Below are 19715 nucleotides of genomic sequence, written 5' to 3'. Positions count from 1 at the left end.
GGTTGTACCAACAGTAATTTGATGTATGTAGCATTCAATAAAGAAAACCCTGTCATCTGGGACCTGCATTAAATTTTGTAAATTTTACTTTTGGTACAACCTATTTATAGAGTGATCCGTTTTCCCTCCTTTGCAGACTTTCTGGCTGCCTCCAGGATTTTTACCACAATCAGGTTATTATTCAGCGAAGAAAGATCATTACCCGGTTTTACGGTGCCGTTCAATACCGCTGCCAGATAAGTCAGGTTGTCCGTATAAGCCGGCACAGGTACGGTGAGTGCCTCTGTATTATCCTTCTTCCTCTGTTGTAATTGATTTGCATTCAGTGCATGCAGATAACCGCTTTTACCAAACACCTCCCAGTCTTTGATGCTGAAAGGCCAGTTCCAGCTGGCTTCGATGATGCCTGTAGCAGCAGGATATTCAAGTAATATAGTAGCATCGTCATCCACCTTAGGATATACCGATGGCTTGATATGCCGGGCTACCGCTGTCACTGCAACAGGTGCCTTACCATCCATGAGCCAGGTCATCAGGTTCGCACCATAGCAACCAAAATCAACAATCGCCCCTCCCCCGTTTTTAACAGGATCTGTGAGCCAGTTCGTAAAATCCTTGCTGCATCCGATTTCTATAGGTCCCTCATGACCGTCATGTACGATCATTTTCCTTACAGGCCCCACAGCATCTTTTTTGACCAGGTCATACACATACTGATTGGTGCTATACCAGGTAGTTTCGTAGTTGGTGAGCACAGGTATGTGGTACTTATCTGCCAGCGCTGCTATCCGCGTGGCTTGCGCCACCGTAGTGGCAAGTGGTTTTTCTACCATTACCGGAATACCTTTGGGCGCACAGGCTTCTACTACCAGGATATGTTCTGCAACAGGATTGTACCCCAGCACAGCATCCGGATGCACCTTTGCCAGCATGGCATTCAGACTTGGATAAAAAAGAGAATCAGGCAGGTGGTAGCTCTTCTTGTACCTGGCTACCAGCGCGGTATCCGATTCGGCAATACCGGCTATATGCACCTTACCTTCCTTAAACTGATGCATGAGCAAGTGCACATGATCATGACTGAGACCTGCTACGCCCACATTGAGCAGCTGCTGGGCGGTAGACATACACGTGGATAACAGTCCTACACATAACAGACTGTATCGGATTAACTGCTTCATAAAAATGTTTGTTTATTACTCGGCTACATTCAACACTTTCCAGCCATCCTCGTCCCTGAAGGTATACAATTGTTGGCGACTTTTTCCACCATCAGGGAAAATACAATATTCTGTAATGAGATATAAGTTTTCTGTGATTTTCGTACGGGCAGGAAAAGCCCTGAGGAGGTTATGAAATACAGGAAATCCTTTTTCTTCGAGGTTTTTGATAAAAGAAAGTCGGAGTACTTCGGCAGTAGCCTCGACTATTTCAGGGCTATTGAACCTGTCATTCATTTTCTTAAGTAGCAGCTTTGCTTCTTCATTAAAATTTTTGCAGGACAATGCTTTTTCAATATCCTGCTCGTCATAGGCATCTTCCAGGCATAGAATAGCACCTTCAGGTGTGGTAAAATCATGCGCAAAATAGTCGACCCCTTCGTCAATATATAAGCCTACCTGCCTGTCAAAATCAGCCACCTCATGTTCCGGCAATCCCTCGCGGATGGCACGGATCGTATACCCGCCTATCAGGCGACCGTTTTCTATAATCATCCAGTCAGTTATAAATTGGGGATCGATACCTATTCGTTGATTAATGTTTACAGAATTGACATAAACCGGCTTATTGCCTACTTCCCCATACAGGTTGCCTTCGTCGTCAAAGCTAGGTGTGGTCAGCCAGATATGCTCCCGGTTGGTGCCGTCATCAATCAGTACTTTTACAGAGAAGTATTGCTGTTCAGGCGTTGGTTCTGACAGGCTGTCCTGGAAATGATGCACCGTAGCCCTGGCTTTTTCAATGGCCCAGTTCATACGCTCATCAGAATCAGGGATGTGTACTACAGGTAGTTGTTCATTGGAAGCAAGTTCGCTGCGCTTCCTAAAGAGTCTTGAAAATAAGCCCATGGATAATCTCAATTAAAGACAGTGGTTGATCGGTCTCCCAGGTTTACGAACCAGAGTTACGAATATACTCAATTTGAAATAATAATTATCATGTATAAATGCAATAAGGGTCACCTTTCGGCAACCCTTATCTGCGTTCTCTTAGGTTAGTTACAGCATTTCGATTACATGTATAGCGATTATTTACAGCCTGAATAAAATGGCACAGATAATCCTGTCTTCTGATTTCACGAGGTCTGGCCGCCAATCCGCCGGCAAGGGGGTCGTGGTATAACCAGTAGGTGAAGTCACCCCACCTTTACCAGCGAAGTAAGGAACGTTCGCATGCCTGTGCACATACTCGATTCTGAAAGTCAGGTTCTGATTTGGCATCCAGTCCAGATTTGTGCTGCAATCCCATGCGGCAAACTGATCACCGGGATTGGCAGAGAATGGATAAGCGCCTTCTGTTTTAGTAGGATCTGCCGGATTAGGCAATGGGCTTGCCTGACCTGTAGGATACAGCACCAGGTACCGGCCGGGGTTTTTCATGACACCGCCACCAATGGTCCATGCAAAATGATCATGGGCAAACCAGGTACGGTTATAGAACATGGCACTTAAGAAATATTGTGCCGGCCCTTTGGTACTGTCGCCATTGGAAAATCCATTTACCCCACCACCTTTTTCAAAACCGACATCACCGGTGAGAGAGAAAGCCATCTTTGTAATTCCGTTGGAATTTGGTTTATTGTAATATCTGTACAGCACACTGTTGTCTGAGTGAAAACGCTTACGGTCCGGAATCATAGCAGCATCAGCACCATAATAGTTGTTTGTAATCAGTTTCAGATTATCATGCGGTGCATAGGTAATGTTAAAACCTACTCCGGGCATAGCATTGAACTTACCATAGCTCTGCCAGCCATTGATCAGCCAGGGTTCGATCTTCAGGTGTTTGGAGGGGAAGATCTGTACACGCACACCATTGAAGAACCAGGGTGTGTTATCCGATGTAAAGCTCGCCTGGTATTCCCAGTTTTCCACCTGGTAATAAGAGTTCAAACCTATATAAGACATAAACATACCGGCATCCACATTGATACCATACCACTTGTTAAAGTGATAACCTGCATAAGCTTCACTGATATACCTGTAAGCATTTGACAGTTGATATTGTCCTCTGTACACACTGTAATCATTGCGTGGTACAACGATAGAGCGGGTACCGAATTGCGTAATGATACGGCCTCTGGCACCATTATAATTAAATTCACCACCCAGTGCAGCACTGGATACCTGCACTTCATTGTTACGCGCCAGTGCGGTAGAACCTACTACAGTATTGTCATTAGGATTGTTGAAAGAATGTGTGTAGTTCACATCCAGCATTACGATGCCAGTCACATACTTCGACTGCAGGTTGGGTTGGTCCCTTCTGTCATTCCCGTTTTGCCAAGTCATATCCATTCCGCTAAAAGGCACTTTGGTAGTATCAGGTGCCTGTGCGAATGTTTGAACAGATGCAAGTAAAAGTACGCTTAAAAGGTTGTTCATTTTGTATAAGTTTATTCAATGCCCGACATTAGCCGAAAATTGTTCCGGTTCTGGCACGAAATCACCAAACAACGCACAGATAAGCATTACAAGAAAAGGTAAACTTTCCAGGCATAAAAAAAGCCTCTCAAAATGAGAGACTTTCTAAGAAAATGAGAAGGACTATTGTACTTCTGCCAGGGGCGGTTCGTACTTATAATATCGTAAACTAAATATTGTAAATGCCAGTACCTGTAAACCAATTACAAGGTACCAGTACAGATACCCCAATATCATGAACAAAGCAACAACTATTGAAATGAGTACCCAGCGGAAATATTTATCCTGGTCCAGACCTGGGAAATACAGCAGCATTCGCCACATGACCAGCATTGATACACTCAGGGAAATAAATAACAGCTGGTCTAATGGGCCTGCTACCTGGTATGTTCTTACAACAAGAAAAATAAACTCAGGTAATAACAACACAAAGTAACCTAATAATGTATGTGCATATCTTTTCCATAGCGGCAAAGGAAGTTGAATAGACATGGATAATTTCAGATCATCGAATTGCCTGTGATTAAATACTAATACTGTATGTGCCAGTAATACAAGCAATAACCCTACAAGCATAAAACGCAGTTCATAAGGCTGTTCCATTAAAGAATAAGTAGCGATGATGATAAGGCCTGTCACTCCTTTTGTAATGAACAATGAACGACTGCCATTATTCAGCAATTCATAAATGTAATATGCCCATAAAGGTTTTGTGAATAAGCGATTCAGCTTTTGCTGCCACCTGATAAACAGCGATGTAGTACCTGGATTTTTAATCTTCCGGTCATAGACAAAAAGCGGCAAAATTAACATTAGTAACTGGAACAGGACAATAGTAACAACGGCACCTATATGTTTATCATTCCAGGCGATACATACTGCAGCTGCACTATATGTCAGCGCCGGCAGGTACAGGGAGAAATGAATACGAAACCAGGTACTCCATTTTTCCCTTCCCTCCAGTACACCCAGCGTTGCATACAGGTACAGCGATTCCCGTGCACTCAGTGTTTTTAAAATAAATAATACACACTTTGCGTTGTATACAGCCCATCCCAGCAAAACCAGGCATAAGAAGTCCACATTACCGGTAAATCCCCGGATCAAAGTCAGATGATAGGAAAGCAACATATTACCTGGCACTATTCCGAAAAAGAAATAAAATACCAGGAAAAAGATAGCCGCATTTTTTGCATAAAAGCTGCCTGTAAATATTTTAGATAACGCCATGAGCTGCTACAATATTTTTATCCTGTACCTGTAAGCGGATAGAACTGCCCGAAACTGGCTGATGTGAACTAATAATAAAAGTAACGCCGAATTGTGTATGGAATTCTTCCACCAGCTTATTGATTAAAGGAACTGTTTGTACATCCAATGTAATCAGGGGCTCATCCAGCAGAATCACCTTGGGCATACCTGTAAATGCCAGTACCAGTGACAGCTTTTTCAACATGCCACTGGAGTAGCCACTTACAGGTCTGTGGATAAACTCGTGAATTCCTAATAAATGTATGATCTGATCCAGGTCTCTATAGCCTTTCCCTTTGGTTTTCAGGTATAAACCAAGCAGATCCTTTCCGGTTAAAAAACCGGGGTAAACAGGCTCTGCTTCAGCATAATTTACAAGTCGGCGGAATTGAACAGGTTGCTGTTTAGCCTGCACGTTTTCCACACTGATTTCTCCCTGGCTGGGGATCAATGCAGCCATTACCTTCATACTTGTAGTCTTGCCGGCTCCATTTTCTCCTAATAACCAATAGGTTCCATAGTCCAATTGGAGCTCGGGGATATTCAGAACTACGTGATCCTCATAGGCTTTAATCACATTTTTTAAACAGAGAACGGGTGCCGGCATGACGAATGATTATACTTTCTGCTAATATTGTACAAATTATTTTTTTTATCCTACTGGTAGTAAAGGAATTAACAAAAAATTGGTGAAAATTTAGTCCGATTTCCGGAAAAAAAACTAAATAATATCTAAATTATTTTCTATGTGCAAAACGATTGCGGATAGATTTAACATCGGTGAATTCCCCTGTCCTGCTTCATTTTCTAATTACCCACATGTGTTTTCCACAGTCCGTTAATAACTTAAAATATAGCCAGTGAAGATCATTATTACATTTGTATTAGTTCATGGCGAAGTTGTGCCCCGAGAAAACATTACCAGCGCAATCCACCAGTCCTGAACAAACCAGCGTACACGTATTATAAAAAGGGTATCACAGAAAAAAGGGTTCATATGCAATTAATTGGCGGGAACGTCTCCTTTCCGTAATGTCCTGGCATGTCTATATACGTTAACCATAATTAAATTTAATTGAGTGATGAACTACGAGAATGAACTCCTGTTAAGGGAAAATAAGGATCGATTTGTATTGCTGCCAATCAATTATCCGGCTGTATGGGAAAAATACAAAAAGCACGAAGCCAGTTTCTGGACAGCGGAAGAAATTGACCTGAGTGGGGACCTGAAAGACTGGGCGAATCTGAATGATGGGGAACGTCACTTTATTACACATGTACTTGCATTTTTTGCTGCCAGCGATGGCATTGTAAATGAGAACCTGGCTGTGAACTTCATGAGTGAAGTACAGTTACCGGAAGCTCGTTGTTTCTACGGTTTTCAGATCATGATGGAAAACATCCACTCTGAAACCTATGCATTACTGATCGATACTTATGTAAAAGATCCGGCTGAAAAGGATCGTCTGTTCCATGCCATCGATACAGTACCTGCTGTAAAGAAAAAAGCAGAATGGGCGCTGCGCTGGATTGAGAATGGCAACTTTGCTGAACGCCTGGTAGCATTTGCTGCAGTAGAAGGAATCTTCTTTTCAGGTAGTTTCTGTTCTATCTTCTGGCTCAAGAAAAGAGGGCTGATGCCTGGGCTTACATTCTCCAATGAATTGATCAGCCGTGACGAGGGACTGCATTGTGAATTTGCTTGTCTGCTCTATAGCATGCTGGAACAAAAATTATCAGAAGAACAGGTTCACCAGATTATTTCCAACGCTGTAGAAATTGAAAAAGAATTTATTATCGATGCGCTGCCTGTTGCATTGATTGGTATGAACAGTAAGCTGATGGCCGAATACATTGAATTCGTGGCGGACCGCTGGTTATCAGAATTAGGCTATAGTAAAATATATAATACTGCAAATCCGTTTGATTTCATGGAGATGATTTCTCTCCAGGGGAAAACCAACTTCTTCGAAAAACGCGTGGGTGATTATCAGAAAGCAGGTGTAATGTCTGGAAAAGATACACAGACTTTCAGCCTTGATGAAGATTTTTAATTATTTACCGGATTCATGTATAAAGGCATAATAATTGCAAGCTATAAGCTGACATTTTTTTGCCCACACATATTCTATTAATACTAACCTTTTAAATTCATTTAACCATGTTTGTAATTAAGCGCGACGGCCGCAAAGAAGCGGTAAAGTTTGATAAGATTACTGCCCGCGTTGAAAAACTTTGTTATGGATTAAATGCGGATTATGTAGATGCTATCGACGTTGCCAAGAAAGTAATTCAAGGTTTATATGATGGTGTAAACACGACCGAGCTGGATAATCTGGCTGCAGAAACAGCCGCTTCGCTTACTACAAAACATCCGGATTACGCACTGCTGGCTTCACGCATTGCAGTAAGTAACCTCCATAAAAATACAGTGAAATCATTCTCCCAGACTATGAGGAAGCTGTATGAATATATCGATCCTAAAGTCGGTAAACCCGCTCCACTGATCTCTGATGATGTAATGGAAATCATCAGCAAAAATGCAGAGGTCCTGGACTCCAATATAATTTACGATCGCGATTTTGCATTCGACTACTTTGGTTTCAAAACACTGGAACGTTCTTACTTATTAAAGATAGACGGAAAAGTGGCAGAACGTCCACAACATATGTTGATGCGTGTGGCAGTCGGTATACACAAAGAGGATATCGATGCGGCAATCAAAACGTATAACCTGATGAGCGAACGCTGGTTCACACATGCTACGCCTACCCTGTTCAATGCAGGTACGCCAAAGCCACAGATGTCCAGCTGCTTCCTCCTCACCATGCAGGACGATAGTATCGAAGGGATTTATGATACCCTTAAGCAAACTGCAAAAATCTCGCAAAGTGCAGGCGGTATTGGTCTGAGCATTCACAACATCCGCGCTACAGGTTCTTATATCAGCGGTACCAACGGTACCAGCAATGGTATCATTCCTATGCTGCGTGTGTTCAACGATACTGCACGCTATGTAGACCAGGGTGGTGGTAAGCGTAAAGGCGCTTTCGCTATATATCTGGAACCATGGCATGCGGACATCTTCGAATTCCTGGATCTGCGCAAGAACCACGGTAAGGAAGAAATGCGTGCAAGAGATCTCTTCTATGCACTGTGGGTACCAGACCTGTTCATGAAACGTGTGGAAGAAAATGGCGACTGGAGCCTGTTCTGCCCTCATGAAGCACCAGGACTGCATGAATGCTGGGGCGAAGCTTTCGAGAAATTGTATACACAATATGAAAGCGAAAACCGCGCACGCAAAACAGTGAAAGCACAGGACCTGTGGTTCGCTATTCTCGATGCACAGATTGAAACAGGTAATCCTTACCTGCTGTATAAAGATGCTGCAAACAGCAAGTCGAATCAGCAGAACCTGGGTACCATCAAGAGCTCGAACCTGTGTACAGAAATCATTGAGTATACAGATGCCAATGAAGTTGCAGTTTGTAACCTCGCTTCCCTGGCACTGCCTCGCTTTGTGATCGATGGTAAATTTGATCATCAGCGTTTGTTTGATGTCACTTACCAGGTAGCTATCAACCTGAATCGTATCATCGACCATAACTTCTATCCGGTTGAACAGGCCCGTAATTCCAACCTGCGCCATCGTCCTATCGGACTGGGTGTACAGGGGCTGGCAGATGCCTTCATCCTGATGCGTTATCCATTTGAAAGTGAAGAAGCTAAACAGCTGAATAAAGATATCTTTGAAACCATCTACTTTGCAGGCCTCACCGCTTCCAAAGACCTGGCTATAAAAGAAGGCGCTTACGAAACCTTCCCTGGCTCTCCTGCCTCTAAAGGTATCCTGCAGTTTGACATGTGGGGCGTATCACCTTCCAGCCGCTGGGATTGGGCTTCACTGAAAGCAGAGATCAAAAAACATGGTATCCGCAACTCCCTGTTGCTGGCACCAATGCCGACTGCATCTACTTCCCAGATCCTGGGTAACAACGAATGTTTCGAACCATATACTTCCAACATCTATACCCGCCGTGTATTGAGTGGTGAATTTGTAGTGGTAAACAAACACCTGCTGAAAGATCTGGTAGAACTTGGCCTGTGGGACAACGATATGAAGAACAAAATCATTGCTGCAAACGGCTCTATCCAGCATATCCAGGAGATACCAGCTAATATCAAAGCACTGTACAAAACTGTTTGGGAAATCAAACAACGTACTATCATCGATATGGCAGCTGATCGTGGGGCTTTCATCTGCCAGTCTCAGTCACTGAACCTGTTCGTAGATACACCATCTGCTGCGAAGCTGACATCTATGCACTTCCACGCGTGGAAGAGAGGTCTGAAGACAGGTATGTACTACCTGCGTACACAGGCCGCTGCCCAGGCAGTACAGTTTACGGTAGAGAAACAAGGTGGTCAGAATATGGAACCTGTGATTGCCGCAACAGCACCTGCAGGTGAAAAGAAAGTAGACCCGAAATTAGATGAAGTGGAGATCATTGAAGGTGCAGTATGCACCATGGAAGAGGGATGTGTGACTTGTAGTGCTTAATCTAAAAGAATTCAGATAAAATAAAAAGCTGTTGCGGACTGCAACAGCTTTTTTTTATTCTTCTTCATATCCCCATTGTTCTAACAAGGTGTTGTACTGTTCATCCGGCAAACTTCTTTTATCATAATGCCCTGCAAGCGTCTTCTGCCTCATAGCTTCATAAATACTCACCGCACAGGCGACAGATACATTCAATGACCGGATAATCCCCATTTGCGGAATAATAAAATTACCATCCGCAGCTTCCAGGAATGCTTCCGATACTCCCGTCTGCTCATTTCCAAACACCAATGCAACAGATTCTTTGAAATCAATATCATACAGGCTCACAGAATTATGTGCAAGATGAGTCGTCATCAATTTATCATACCGCTGCTTCAACACTTTAATACATTCATGTACATCAGTATATTTATGATGAGTCAACCATTTATTAGCACTTGAGGAACTTTTGGCCCCCCATTTCTTCACCCTTGGCGGCTTGTTATTCACCGTAAAAATCTCCTGGATTCCCACAGCATCACAGGTACGCATGATTGCAGCAATATTATGCGGGTCCTCTATATTCTCCAGCACTACCGTAAGGCCAGCCTGGCGTCTATTCAGTACGGATAGTATTCGTTCTCTACGTTCAGGAGTCATAATCAATTAGATATAAAAATTCAGGAGCAAAAATAAGCTAATTTGAAGAATACGGCATTTACTTGTTATCTTCAATCGGAATATATAAACCTATATCTGCCACATGTTAAAGAAGATCCTGAAAGTAACGGGTATACTGCTGCTCGTATTAGTAGCCGCAGCTATTGCCATTCCTTTCCTGTTCAAGGGAAAGATTATGTCCATCGTAAAAACTGAACTGAATAAGCAGTTGGAGGCGGACGTTGACTTTAAAGACGTAGATATCAGTCTGATCAGACATTTTCCACGCCTTGCTGTGGCGCTGGAAGATCTGCAGGTGGTAAACCGCGCACCATTTAACGGAGATACGCTGATCTCGGTGAAAAAAATCGATGTGGCATTGAACCTGATGAGTGTAATTAAGGGTGAATCTTACGATATCTACAACATCAATATCGAGGCACCTCGCATCCACGCCATCATCAACAAAGACGGTAAGGCTAACTGGGATATCACCAAACCTGATACTGCCCAAATCAATCCTGCAGATACTGCTGCAACGAAGTTTGCTATGAGCCTGCAACAGTACAAAATTGAAGATGCTTATATCGAGTATACTGATCGTCAGGGAGATATGGGCCTGATCATTGAAAACCTTGACCACTCAGGAAAAGGGGATTTCACGCAGGACCTCTTTACCCTCACCACCACTACTGAAGCTGAAGCGGTTACCTTCCGTTATGGCCTCATTCCTTACCTGCTGCGTACGCACACCAAAATGGATGCTGACATTAAGGTAGATAATAAAACCAGCACTTACACCATTCAACAGGCAAAAGCCAGCCTGAATAACCTCCAGCTCACAGCACAGGGTTCTTTCACATTGGTTAATGACAGCACCTATGGTATGGATCTGAGCATGAAAGCACCTTCCACCCAGTTCAAGGACATCCTTTCCCTGGTACCGGCTATTTTCATGACAGATTTTGACAAGATCAAAACTTCTGGTACTGCATCATTCGATGGTTATGTAAAAGGTACATACAGTGCTACCCAGATGCCTGCATTTGGCCTGAACCTGAATGTAAAAGATGGTTACTTCCAATATCCTGATCTGCCTAAACCAGTGAAGAATATTCAGATCGCCCTCAAGGTCAACAATCCCGACGGGGTGCCCGATCACACTGTTGTAGATATGCCATCTGCTCACCTGGATATGGACAATACTCCCCTGGACCTGCGCTTGCTGGTAAAAACACCTGTATCTGACATGTACGTAGATGGCGCTGCCAAAGGTAGCCTCGACCTTTCTAAAGTAACACAGTTTGTAAAACTGGAAGGCGGTACTGCCCTTAGCGGTATTGTAGATGCAGATGTAAGTGCAAAAGGCAACATGAGCGCAATCGAAAAGCAACAGTACGATCGCTTCTATGCAGCAGGCAGCATCCTGGTGACCAATCTCCTCTATCGTAGCAAAGACTACCCTGATGGCGTAAAGGTGAACAACCTTTCCATGAAATTTAATCCGAAAAACGTAACTGTCGAATCATTCGATGGCCAGTACATGGGTACAAATTTTAAAGCCAATGGTGCAGTTAATAATATGCTGGCTTATGCATTTAAGAATGAACCGCTGGATGGTAACCTGACCGTAAAAGCAGACCAGATTGACCTGAATAAATGGATGGGGACCGAAACTACTGCTACCACAGCTACGGATACACCGAGTGCCCCTTTTGCGGTACCTGCTAATCTGGACCTGAGCCTGAATGCCTCTGCCGACAAGGTGCATTATGACAACTTGGACCTGACCAATGTAACCGGTGCGCTGCTTGTAAAAGATCAGACTGTTACCATGCAACAGGTGAAAGCCAATGCCATGCAGGGTACTATGGAGGTAAATGGTAGCTATAGCACCAGGACCAATCCAAATACACCAGATATCAGCATGGCGTACAATGTACAGCAGATAGATATCCAACAGGCATTTAAGTCTTTCAATACCGTACAAAAACTGATGCCGATTGCACAGTTTATAGCTGGTAAGGTAACTTCTCAATTAAGCCTGAAAGGTCAGCTGGGCAAGGATATGATGCCTGTACTCAGCAGTTTGAACGGAGACGGTAATCTGCTGGTACTGGAAGGTGCATTACAGAAATTTGGGGTGGTGGACCAACTGGCTAATACACTGAACGTGACAGCCTTGAAAAACCTGTCGCTCAAAGACCTGAAAACATACTTCTCCTTTGAAAACGGAAGGGTTAATATCAATCCATTTACCGTAAACTTCAATGGTATGCATATGCAGATCGGCGGCTCCCACGGCTTTGATCAGTCACTGGACTACACCCTGCTCATGACCCTGCCAAGAAGCGTAATCGGCAAGCAGGGAGATGCCCTGATTACGAGCCTGGCCACCCAGGCAAGTAAAAAAGGTATACCCGTAAACGTAAGTGACAGTATTCATTTAAATGTTTTATTGGGAGGAAATATCTTAAAACCAACTTATAAAACTAACTTGCAGGAAACCGCTGGAAATACAGTGAATAACCTGAAAGATCAGGCTGCTACTTTAGTCAAAAATAAAGTGGATACTGTAAAGACCGCGATAAAAGATACACTGCAATCAGTTAAAAACCATGCCGTAACTACGGTAAAAGAAGCGGCAAAAGAAGAGCTGACCAAGCAGCTATTAGGAGGAAAGAAGGATTCTTCGAATACTACTACTAATAAGACCGAAGAATTGAAGAATGCTGGAAAAGAGGCGGTAAAGGGGATCGGGAACATTTTCAAGAAGAAAAATAACTAGGGGAACACATTAAAACCATTTATATACACCTAAAACAGGGATAATGCGCCCTTAATTCGAATTATTTTTGAGGATTTTCTTAATTCACTAAATTGGACAACTTTTTGTCTGACATTTTTATCACCTTAGCAAAGCCGTGGAAAATTGCTTATTCTCCATCCTTTGAATGGATGACATGTTAACTTGAGAGAAAACCTTAATAAGTATATGGAATACGAGCGTTACATATCAGATGGCCTAATCGAAAAACACTTTCTCGGGTTTACTACTCTTGAAGAAGAAGAAGACCTGCGAATCCATTTGAATATTTTTCCTGAATTACATACAGAAATGGAAGAAGTAGAACGTCGTATGGAGCGGGCCGCATTTAAGGATGCACCGATGCCTCCCGCACATATTAAAGCTGCTTTGATGCAGCGGATTGCGCTGGAAGAAGCAACCAGGCAAGCAAGTGTGTCATCCCGTGCCCAAAGTAAGGTGTATAGAGATGTTGCGCCACCGGAAGACAAAATAACTGTTCATATAGGATGGAAAATATTCCTGATATTCTTTCTATCCTCGATTGCCCTGTCCCTGTTAGCCATTTTGCTATACTACAGACAAGTGGTTGGTAAGTAAAATGTTAAAGCCCGCTCAATTGAGCGGGCTTTTTTATAAGCTTGAAATAAGGTGGCCAATGGCCACCTTATTCGTTTATACATCCATATGATCCTGCATTACCTTGTAATTGTCCTGCATCGCCTTCAGCTTCTCTTTCCCATAAGCCAGTCTTGTAATCGTTACAAACAACACTGGTACAATAAAGATTGCCAGGAAGGTAGCGGTAAACATACCACCCAATACAGTCCAACCCATCGTCTTACGTGATTCCGCACCCGCACCGGAAGCCAGTACAAGCGGCAGAATACCCAACAGGAAGGCCAGGGAGGTCATGATAATCGGGCGCAGACGCAGCTTTGCAGCTTCCACAGTCGCCGTTACCAGCTCCATACCCCTATCCACACGTTCCTTCGCAAACTCCACAATCAGGATCGCGTTCTTCGCCGACAGACCAATCAACGTAATCAAACCAATCTGTGCGTATACGTTATTACTAATCTTTGGCAGGAAGGTAAGCGTCAGGATCGCACCAAACGCACCAATCGGCACCGCCAGCAGTACGGAAAACGGTACAGACCAGCTTTCGTACAACGCCGCCAGGAAGAGGAATACGAACACAATAGACAACGCAAAGATGTATACCGTCTTACTACCGGACAACAACTCCTCACGGCTCAAACCGGAGAACTCATAGCCATAGCCTTCAGGTAATACTTCTGCAGCTACTTCCTTCAATGCATTGATCGCATCACCACTACTATATCCAGGTGCAGGACTACCATTGATTTCCGCAGAACGGAACAGGTTATAGTGAGAAATTACCGGCGCAGTTTCAGTCACCCTATAATTAGTGACGGCACTTAATGGTACCATATCTCCGTTCGAATTCTTCACAAACATCTGGTTCAGATCCTTGATATCACCACGATAGCTGGAATCAGCCTGTGTGAGTACACGGAAGTTACGGCCATAGATGGTGAAGTCATTCACATAGGAGCTACCCATATAGGTAGACAAAGCAGTCGCCACAGAAGATATAGATACCCCCATTTTCTTCGCTCTTTCACGGTCTATATCCAACTGGTAACCTGGTGTACGGGCAGTGAAGAAAGAGAAGCCTCTTGCTATTTCCTTACGTTGGTTGATAGCAGCTGTAAACTTCTGTAATACGCCTTCAAACGCCTTGATATCAGGATCACCACTACGCTGCTCCAGGATAAAGGAGAAACCTGCGGTACTACCCAGACCCGGAATAGCCGGTGGCTGAATGACTACAACAGATGCCTGTTTCCAGCGGGAGAGTTTCGCCTGGATGTTAGCCGCAATCGCCTGGATCTGTGTTTCCTTAGACTTTCTGTCATCCCATGGTTTCAGCTGTACGAAGATGGTCGCACTGTTTGACTTGGTCGCAAAGCTAATTACGTTCAAACCACCCAATGCTGCATAGTGACCAATACCTGGCACGCTGTCCAAAGCCTTCATCATTCCATGCAGTGCATCAACGGTACGCTCTGTAGAAGCAGATTCCGGTAAGTCGAATGTGATATACAACCGGCCATCATCTTCTGTAGGAATGAACCCTGTAGGCTTGGTTCTGAATAGCATGAACACACCCACACAAATACACAGCAGGAGGATCATGACATATCTTGCCCAACGGATACTCTTCTTTACGCCCAGTGAATAACGGCTGGTCAAATGACCAAACCAGGTATTGAAACGGTAGAATAATTTGTTCAGACCTTTTGAATCCTTATCCAGGTGCATAGGACGCAGAATCAGCGTACATAATGCCGGAGTCAGAGACAGCGCGATGAAGGCGGAGATCAGTACAGAGATCGCGATAGTAATCGCAAATTGCTGGTACAGGCGACCTACGATACCAGGGATAAATCCTACTGGTACGAATACCGCTGCAAGGATCAACGCAATCGCGATAACCGGACCGGAGATCTCCTTCATAGCCTGCAGGGTGGCTTCCTTCGGCGACATCTGCTCATGGTCCATATTATGTTGGACCGCCTCCACCACCACGATGGCATCATCCACCACGATACCGATTGCCAGTACGAAACCGAACAGGGTCAGGGTATTGATGGTAAAGCCCAATGGTATGAAGAAGATAAATGTTGCAATGATCGACACCGGAATCGCCAGCACCGGAATGATGGTAGCTCTCCAGCTCTGCAGGAAGAGGAACACCACAATTACCACCAGCACCAGGGCTTCGAGCAAGGTTTCAACCACCTCATGGATTGATACCTTCACCACTGATACTGACTCGAATGGTACTACGTAATCTACATCTTTAGGGAAAGCTTTTTTCAGCTCTTCCATAGCTGCGGTCACATTCTCAGCAGTCTCGATTGCATTACTGCCCGGTGCCTGGTAAACCAGCAGGTAAGAAGCCCTTTTACCATCTACAAAGGAGTTACCTGTGTAGTTGAATTTACCCAGTTCTATACGTGCCACATCTTTCAGGTACACGAGACCACCATTGTTAGGCTGGGTCTTTACAACGATATTTCCAAACTCCTCGGCATTTGCCAGACGGCCTTTTACGAAAATGTTGTATTCGTAAGTCTGACCAGTCTTTTGTGGAGGTGCACCCACAGAACCCGCTGCGATCTGAGCATTCTGCTCTGTGATGGCAGCTTTCACCTCATCAGCAGATACGTTCATTTCGGCCAGCTTATCAGGCTTCAGCCACACACGCATACTGAAATCATCCGCACGGGTAAAGATATCACCCACACCCTTTGCACGGAGCAAGGCATCTTTAATAAAGATGTTGGTGTAGTTATCCAGGAAGGTCACATCATGTGTTCCGTTCGGGGAGTATAATGCCACCAGCATCAGGATACTGGGGTTACGCTTTCTTACAGTAAGACCTAAACGCTGTACTTCCTGAGGCAGGGTTGGCTGAGCAATACCAACACGGTTCTGTACATCCAGCGCTGCAATGTTGATATCAGTACCTACTTCGAAGTTTACAGTAAGGCTCATAGAACCACTGTTCGTACTGTTACTGGTCATGTATGTCATACCAGGTGTACCGTTTACCTGTACTTCCACAGGCGTGGCTACCGTCTGCTCAATGGTCTGGGCATCCGCACCGGTATATGTACCTGTAACCTGCACCGTAGGAGGTGAGATTTCAGGATACTGACCGATAGGCAGGTTGAGCATCGCCAATATCCCTACCAACACCAGTACGACAGAAATTACTATCGCGGTGACCGGTCTGCGTATAAAAGTATTTGCAATCATGATCTTCTTCTATTGATTCAAACTCAAACTGTTTACTATTATTTTTTAGGAGCCTGGCCAGGAGCCTGCTGTGGTTGTTGAGCAACACCGGAAGTATCGATCTTACCACCATCACGCAGACGCTGGAACCCATCGGTTACTACCACTTCTCCAGCTTTTACACCATCGGTTACTACCACACGGTCTCTTAGTTTTGGACCCAGGTGAATCTTACGCTGTTCAGCAGTCAGAGAGTCTGTCGCTACGAATACAAAGAACTCACCCATCTGTTCTACTACAGCTCTGTAAGGAATGATCACGTTTTCACCACTCTGCTCATTCAATACCTGCAGTACCGCACTCATACCATCTTTCAGCTCATCCTTAGGATTAGCAAATTCGATACGTACTTTGATAGTAGCTGTCTGGTTGTCTACCCCGCGGTCAACAGCAAGGATCTTTCCTTTTTCAGAGTATGCAGTGCCACCTGGCAATGTGAGGCGGAAAGTAGAGTCACCAGGAGTAATGGTCTTACCCTGCATAGCTGAAAAGCGAGGAATATCGGTTTCGCTCACCACGAAATCTACAGCGATTGGATTCTCACTGGACATCGTGTTCAGCAGTGTAGTTCCCTGGCTGATCTGTGCACCCAGTTTTACCTGAGAGATACCGATACGACCAGTGAAAGGGGCTTTAATAACAGAGTAATCCAGATCAGTACGGGCGGAGAGCAGTGCTGCTTCGGCAGCAGCTACGCTTGCACGACTGGTTTCCAGGGTTGCATCTGCATTATCCAGGGTCTGGCGTGCTATCGCATCCTGTTTCGCCAGTTGGTGATAGCGGTCTGCATCTTTCTGTGCACGCACCAGTGTAGCCTTTGCACTGGCCAGGTTGGCTTCAGCCTGACGTACAGCGGCTTCATATTTACGACGGTCTATTTCATACAGGGCTTTTCCTTTCTGCACGACCTCCCCTTCTTTAAAAAAGATACCGGTGATATAACCGCTTACCTGCGCACGCAGTTCCACCTGGTTCAGGGCCACCACTGAAGCCGGGTATTTATCGTAATAAATAGCCTGTCCCATAGTAGCAGCCGTTACATTTACCTTAGTTGCCGGCATCGCCATAGCACCTTTTTGTTCCGGACCTTTACAGGAAGCCAGAAAAAACATACCTGTAGCGCCAATGAGGAGAATGTGTTGCTTTGTTTTCATCTGAAAATATTTGTCCTTTCAATGACTGATTATTCTTAATCAGCCAGTTTTATCATTTATTGAATTGATGGTGTTAATGTACCCAATGCCACTTCCAGGTCTATCTTGCTCGATAATACAGTGTACATGGCATTATAGTAATTCAGTTCTGCTGAACGGAGGTCTGTCTGGGCAGTGATCACTTCCAGGTAGGTCTTTATTCCTTCCCTGTACTGCAGATCAATCAGGTTAAATACCTCTTTGGCCAGCTCCACGTTTTCCTGCATTACAAAGTATTCATTCAGATTACTCTTGTAAGTAGCCATTGCCTGGGTATATTGAGTGTTGATCTGTTGCTTCAGTGCCTCTACATCCCAGTCAGTACGCTTGATGTTCAGCTCAGCAATCTTAATATTATGAGTACGTTTGAAACCCTGGAAGATCGGCAGGGAAACGGTCAGGCCAACCAGTGAGTTAGGGTAGTTATTATTGTACAACTTCCCGAAATCCTTATTGAAATACGCAAAGGTATAACTGCCGGATGCTGACACAGTAGGCAGATAACTCCACTTATTATAGCGCAGTTCTGCCTCCAGCAATGAACGCTGGGTTTGCAGCAACTGGTACTCAATCCTGTTCTGGTAAGTAACCGTAGTGTTGGTATCCAGCTGTACGTTTTGTGCCATCTGGATGGTATCATATCTCACATCCAGTGCAGAATCGGCCGGGAAGCCCATATATTGCTTCAGCAGTGCGTTCTTGGCTTTCAGTGATTCTTCTCCTGTTTTCTTTTGCGCTTTGGCATTGTTCAGGGAAATGGTCGCTCTCTTGTAGTCTGTTTTGTCTACAATACCGCTCTGGTATTGATTGTAGGCATCTTTGAGGCTACGTTCCAGGCGCACAATATCTTCATCCAGTACTGCAACCTGTGCTTTGGTCAGCAACATGTCGTAATAAGCCTTGGATACGTTGGATACCACGTCAATCTGATTGCTGGTGGTATTTTGTGCGGCTTGCTGGCGTACAACTTTTGCCGTTCTGCTGGCCAGCAATACATCCCTGTTAAAGATGTTCTGCGTTAAAGTAAAGGCTGCAGAAGAGGTATTAGCCACACCGGTGGTGATAGCAGCTCCATTAAAATAAGATGTCTGCAACTTCAGATAGTGGTTCAGGCCGGCGGCCAGATTCAGCTGGGGATACCAGTCAGCCAGTTTGCTCTTGATGGTATGTTCCGCAATTTCCTGGTCCAGCAGGGATTGTTTCACCGCTGGCTGGTGGGTCAAAGCGTACTGGATGCAATCCTGCAATGACGCTTTTGGCATGACGGAATCAGATACCTGCTGTGCAGAGGAGGAGGTGCTTATAAGCCCCGCTCCCAACATGGCGGTCAGATAAATTACTCTTTTCATAAAAGGTTTTGACAATCAGTTTCTTCTTTAGACCAATCGTAGAACAAAGCAATAATGCTATATGTTCTTTGCTTGCGCAGTAATTAATTAAGATTTTAATAGACACACAATACCCGGCTTAAGCACAGATCAATATGTACTAACAATCAAACAGGTAGGTTACAGGTAATGTAGGTGTAATCTGCGGTACTGGTCGTATATACGGGCATATACCGGGAAATATCCGCTTATTCCCCTGAAACTATTCGAAAAATGTGTTGCGAAGATAACTATTCAATTAAAATTTTCTATCTCTATTAATCATCAGATAGTCAATATTTTGCTACCTAAGGAATCTGTTGGATAGTAACTGAGGTCTACTGGTTATACAAATGC

The 19715-nt window shown here is 44.3% G+C and carries 13 protein-coding genes; 4 read left to right on the top strand and 9 right to left on the bottom strand.

Annotated features, from left to right (window positions below):
- Positions 1-104: 104 nt before the first annotated feature.
- From DXN04_RS02665 to DXN04_RS02645, 5 genes are all read right to left on the bottom strand, one after another.
- Positions 105-1181 carry a Gfo/Idh/MocA family protein gene (locus tag DXN04_RS02665; RefSeq protein WP_116851750.1) on the bottom strand — a complete coding sequence of 359 codons (1077 nt, stop codon included), beginning with the start codon at positions 1179-1181 and terminating at the stop codon, positions 105-107.
- Positions 1182-1196: 15 nt separating this feature from the next.
- Positions 1197-2069, bottom strand: coding sequence for a YegJ family protein (locus DXN04_RS02660; RefSeq protein ID WP_116851749.1), 873 nt, complete (start codon positions 2067-2069; stop codon positions 1197-1199).
- Positions 2070-2252: 183 nt separating this feature from the next.
- Positions 2253-3605, bottom strand: coding sequence for an outer membrane beta-barrel protein (locus DXN04_RS02655; RefSeq protein WP_116851748.1), 1353 nt, complete (start codon positions 3603-3605; stop codon positions 2253-2255).
- 162 nt (positions 3606-3767) lie between these two features.
- Positions 3768-4874 (bottom strand): hypothetical protein, encoded by a 1107-nt coding sequence (locus DXN04_RS02650; RefSeq protein WP_116851747.1) that lies wholly within the window; start codon positions 4872-4874, stop codon positions 3768-3770.
- Complete coding sequence (locus DXN04_RS02645) at positions 4861-5502, bottom strand: ABC transporter ATP-binding protein (RefSeq protein ID WP_116851746.1); 642 nt, start codon at positions 5500-5502, stop codon at positions 4861-4863. The genes DXN04_RS02650 and DXN04_RS02645 overlap by 14 nt, the downstream gene beginning before the upstream one ends.
- 475 nt (positions 5503-5977) lie before the next feature.
- Here DXN04_RS02645 and DXN04_RS02640 point away from each other — a divergent pair, with 475 nt between their 5' ends.
- Both DXN04_RS02640 and DXN04_RS02635 read left to right on the top strand, forming a co-directional pair.
- Positions 5978-6949: a ribonucleoside-diphosphate reductase small subunit gene (locus tag DXN04_RS02640; protein ID WP_116851745.1), complete on the top strand. Its 972-nt coding sequence runs from the start codon at positions 5978-5980 to the stop codon at positions 6947-6949.
- A 107-nt stretch (positions 6950-7056) separates the two neighbouring features.
- Positions 7057-9459: a ribonucleoside-diphosphate reductase subunit alpha gene (locus DXN04_RS02635; protein ID WP_116851744.1), complete on the top strand. Its 2403-nt coding sequence runs from the start codon at positions 7057-7059 to the stop codon at positions 9457-9459.
- Positions 9460-9513: 54 nt separating this feature from the next.
- Here DXN04_RS02635 and DXN04_RS02630 read toward each other — a convergent pair whose 3' ends face one another.
- Positions 9514-10101 carry a TrmH family RNA methyltransferase gene (locus DXN04_RS02630; RefSeq protein ID WP_116851743.1) on the bottom strand — a complete coding sequence of 196 codons (588 nt, stop codon included), beginning with the start codon at positions 10099-10101 and terminating at the stop codon, positions 9514-9516.
- Between the two features lie 103 nt (positions 10102-10204).
- Here DXN04_RS02630 and DXN04_RS02625 point away from each other — a divergent pair, with 103 nt between their 5' ends.
- Complete coding sequence (locus tag DXN04_RS02625) at positions 10205-12889, top strand: AsmA family protein (RefSeq protein ID WP_116851742.1); 2685 nt, start codon at positions 10205-10207, stop codon at positions 12887-12889.
- A 207-nt stretch (positions 12890-13096) separates the two neighbouring features.
- Positions 13097-13507 carry a hypothetical protein gene (locus DXN04_RS02620; protein WP_147319819.1) on the top strand — a complete coding sequence of 137 codons (411 nt, stop codon included), beginning with the start codon at positions 13097-13099 and terminating at the stop codon, positions 13505-13507.
- 75 nt (positions 13508-13582) lie between these two features.
- Here DXN04_RS02620 and DXN04_RS02615 read toward each other — a convergent pair whose 3' ends face one another.
- The 3 genes from DXN04_RS02615 to DXN04_RS02605 are packed head-to-tail and all read right to left on the bottom strand — an operon-like array spanning position 13583 to position 19340.
- Positions 13583-16759: an efflux RND transporter permease subunit gene (locus tag DXN04_RS02615; protein WP_116851740.1), complete on the bottom strand. Its 3177-nt coding sequence runs from the start codon at positions 16757-16759 to the stop codon at positions 13583-13585.
- A 38-nt stretch (positions 16760-16797) separates the two neighbouring features.
- On the bottom strand, positions 16798-17952 hold the full coding sequence (locus tag DXN04_RS02610) for an efflux RND transporter periplasmic adaptor subunit (protein ID WP_116851739.1): 1155 nt from the start codon (positions 17950-17952) through the stop codon (positions 16798-16800).
- 56 nt (positions 17953-18008) lie between these two features.
- On the bottom strand, positions 18009-19340 hold the full coding sequence (locus DXN04_RS02605) for a TolC family protein (RefSeq protein ID WP_116851738.1): 1332 nt from the start codon (positions 19338-19340) through the stop codon (positions 18009-18011).
- Positions 19341-19715 lie beyond the last annotated feature (375 nt).

Origin of the sequence: Chitinophaga silvisoli, from assembly GCF_003412465.1 — a bacterium.
GTDB lineage: Bacteria > Bacteroidota > Bacteroidia > Chitinophagales > Chitinophagaceae > Chitinophaga > Chitinophaga silvisoli.
The sequence above is the reverse complement of the archived record's forward strand: the minus strand, read 5'-3'. Positions and strand labels throughout refer to the sequence as shown.

Coding starts and splice junctions, on each gene's coding strand:
- DXN04_RS02620 (WP_147319819.1), top strand. CDS start 13,097: ATGGAATACGAGCGTTACATATCAGATGGCCTAATCGAAAAACACTTT.
- DXN04_RS02610 (WP_116851739.1), bottom strand. CDS start 17,952: ATGAAAACAAAGCAACACATTCTCCTCATTGGCGCTACAGGTATGTTT.
- DXN04_RS02640 (WP_116851745.1), top strand. CDS start 5,978: ATGAACTACGAGAATGAACTCCTGTTAAGGGAAAATAAGGATCGATTT.
- DXN04_RS02625 (WP_116851742.1), top strand. CDS start 10,205: ATGTTAAAGAAGATCCTGAAAGTAACGGGTATACTGCTGCTCGTATTA.
- DXN04_RS02660 (WP_116851749.1), bottom strand. CDS start 2,069: ATGGGCTTATTTTCAAGACTCTTTAGGAAGCGCAGCGAACTTGCTTCC.
- DXN04_RS02645 (WP_116851746.1), bottom strand. CDS start 5,502: ATGCCGGCACCCGTTCTCTGTTTAAAAAATGTGATTAAAGCCTATGAG.
- DXN04_RS02605 (WP_116851738.1), bottom strand. CDS start 19,340: ATGAAAAGAGTAATTTATCTGACCGCCATGTTGGGAGCGGGGCTTATA.
- DXN04_RS02630 (WP_116851743.1), bottom strand. CDS start 10,101: ATGACTCCTGAACGTAGAGAACGAATACTATCCGTACTGAATAGACGC.
- DXN04_RS02655 (WP_116851748.1), bottom strand. CDS start 3,605: ATGAACAACCTTTTAAGCGTACTTTTACTTGCATCTGTTCAAACATTC.
- DXN04_RS02650 (WP_116851747.1), bottom strand. CDS start 4,874: ATGGCGTTATCTAAAATATTTACAGGCAGCTTTTATGCAAAAAATGCG.
- DXN04_RS02665 (WP_116851750.1), bottom strand. CDS start 1,181: ATGAAGCAGTTAATCCGATACAGTCTGTTATGTGTAGGACTGTTATCC.
- DXN04_RS02615 (WP_116851740.1), bottom strand. CDS start 16,759: ATGATTGCAAATACTTTTATACGCAGACCGGTCACCGCGATAGTAATT.
- DXN04_RS02635 (WP_116851744.1), top strand. CDS start 7,057: ATGTTTGTAATTAAGCGCGACGGCCGCAAAGAAGCGGTAAAGTTTGAT.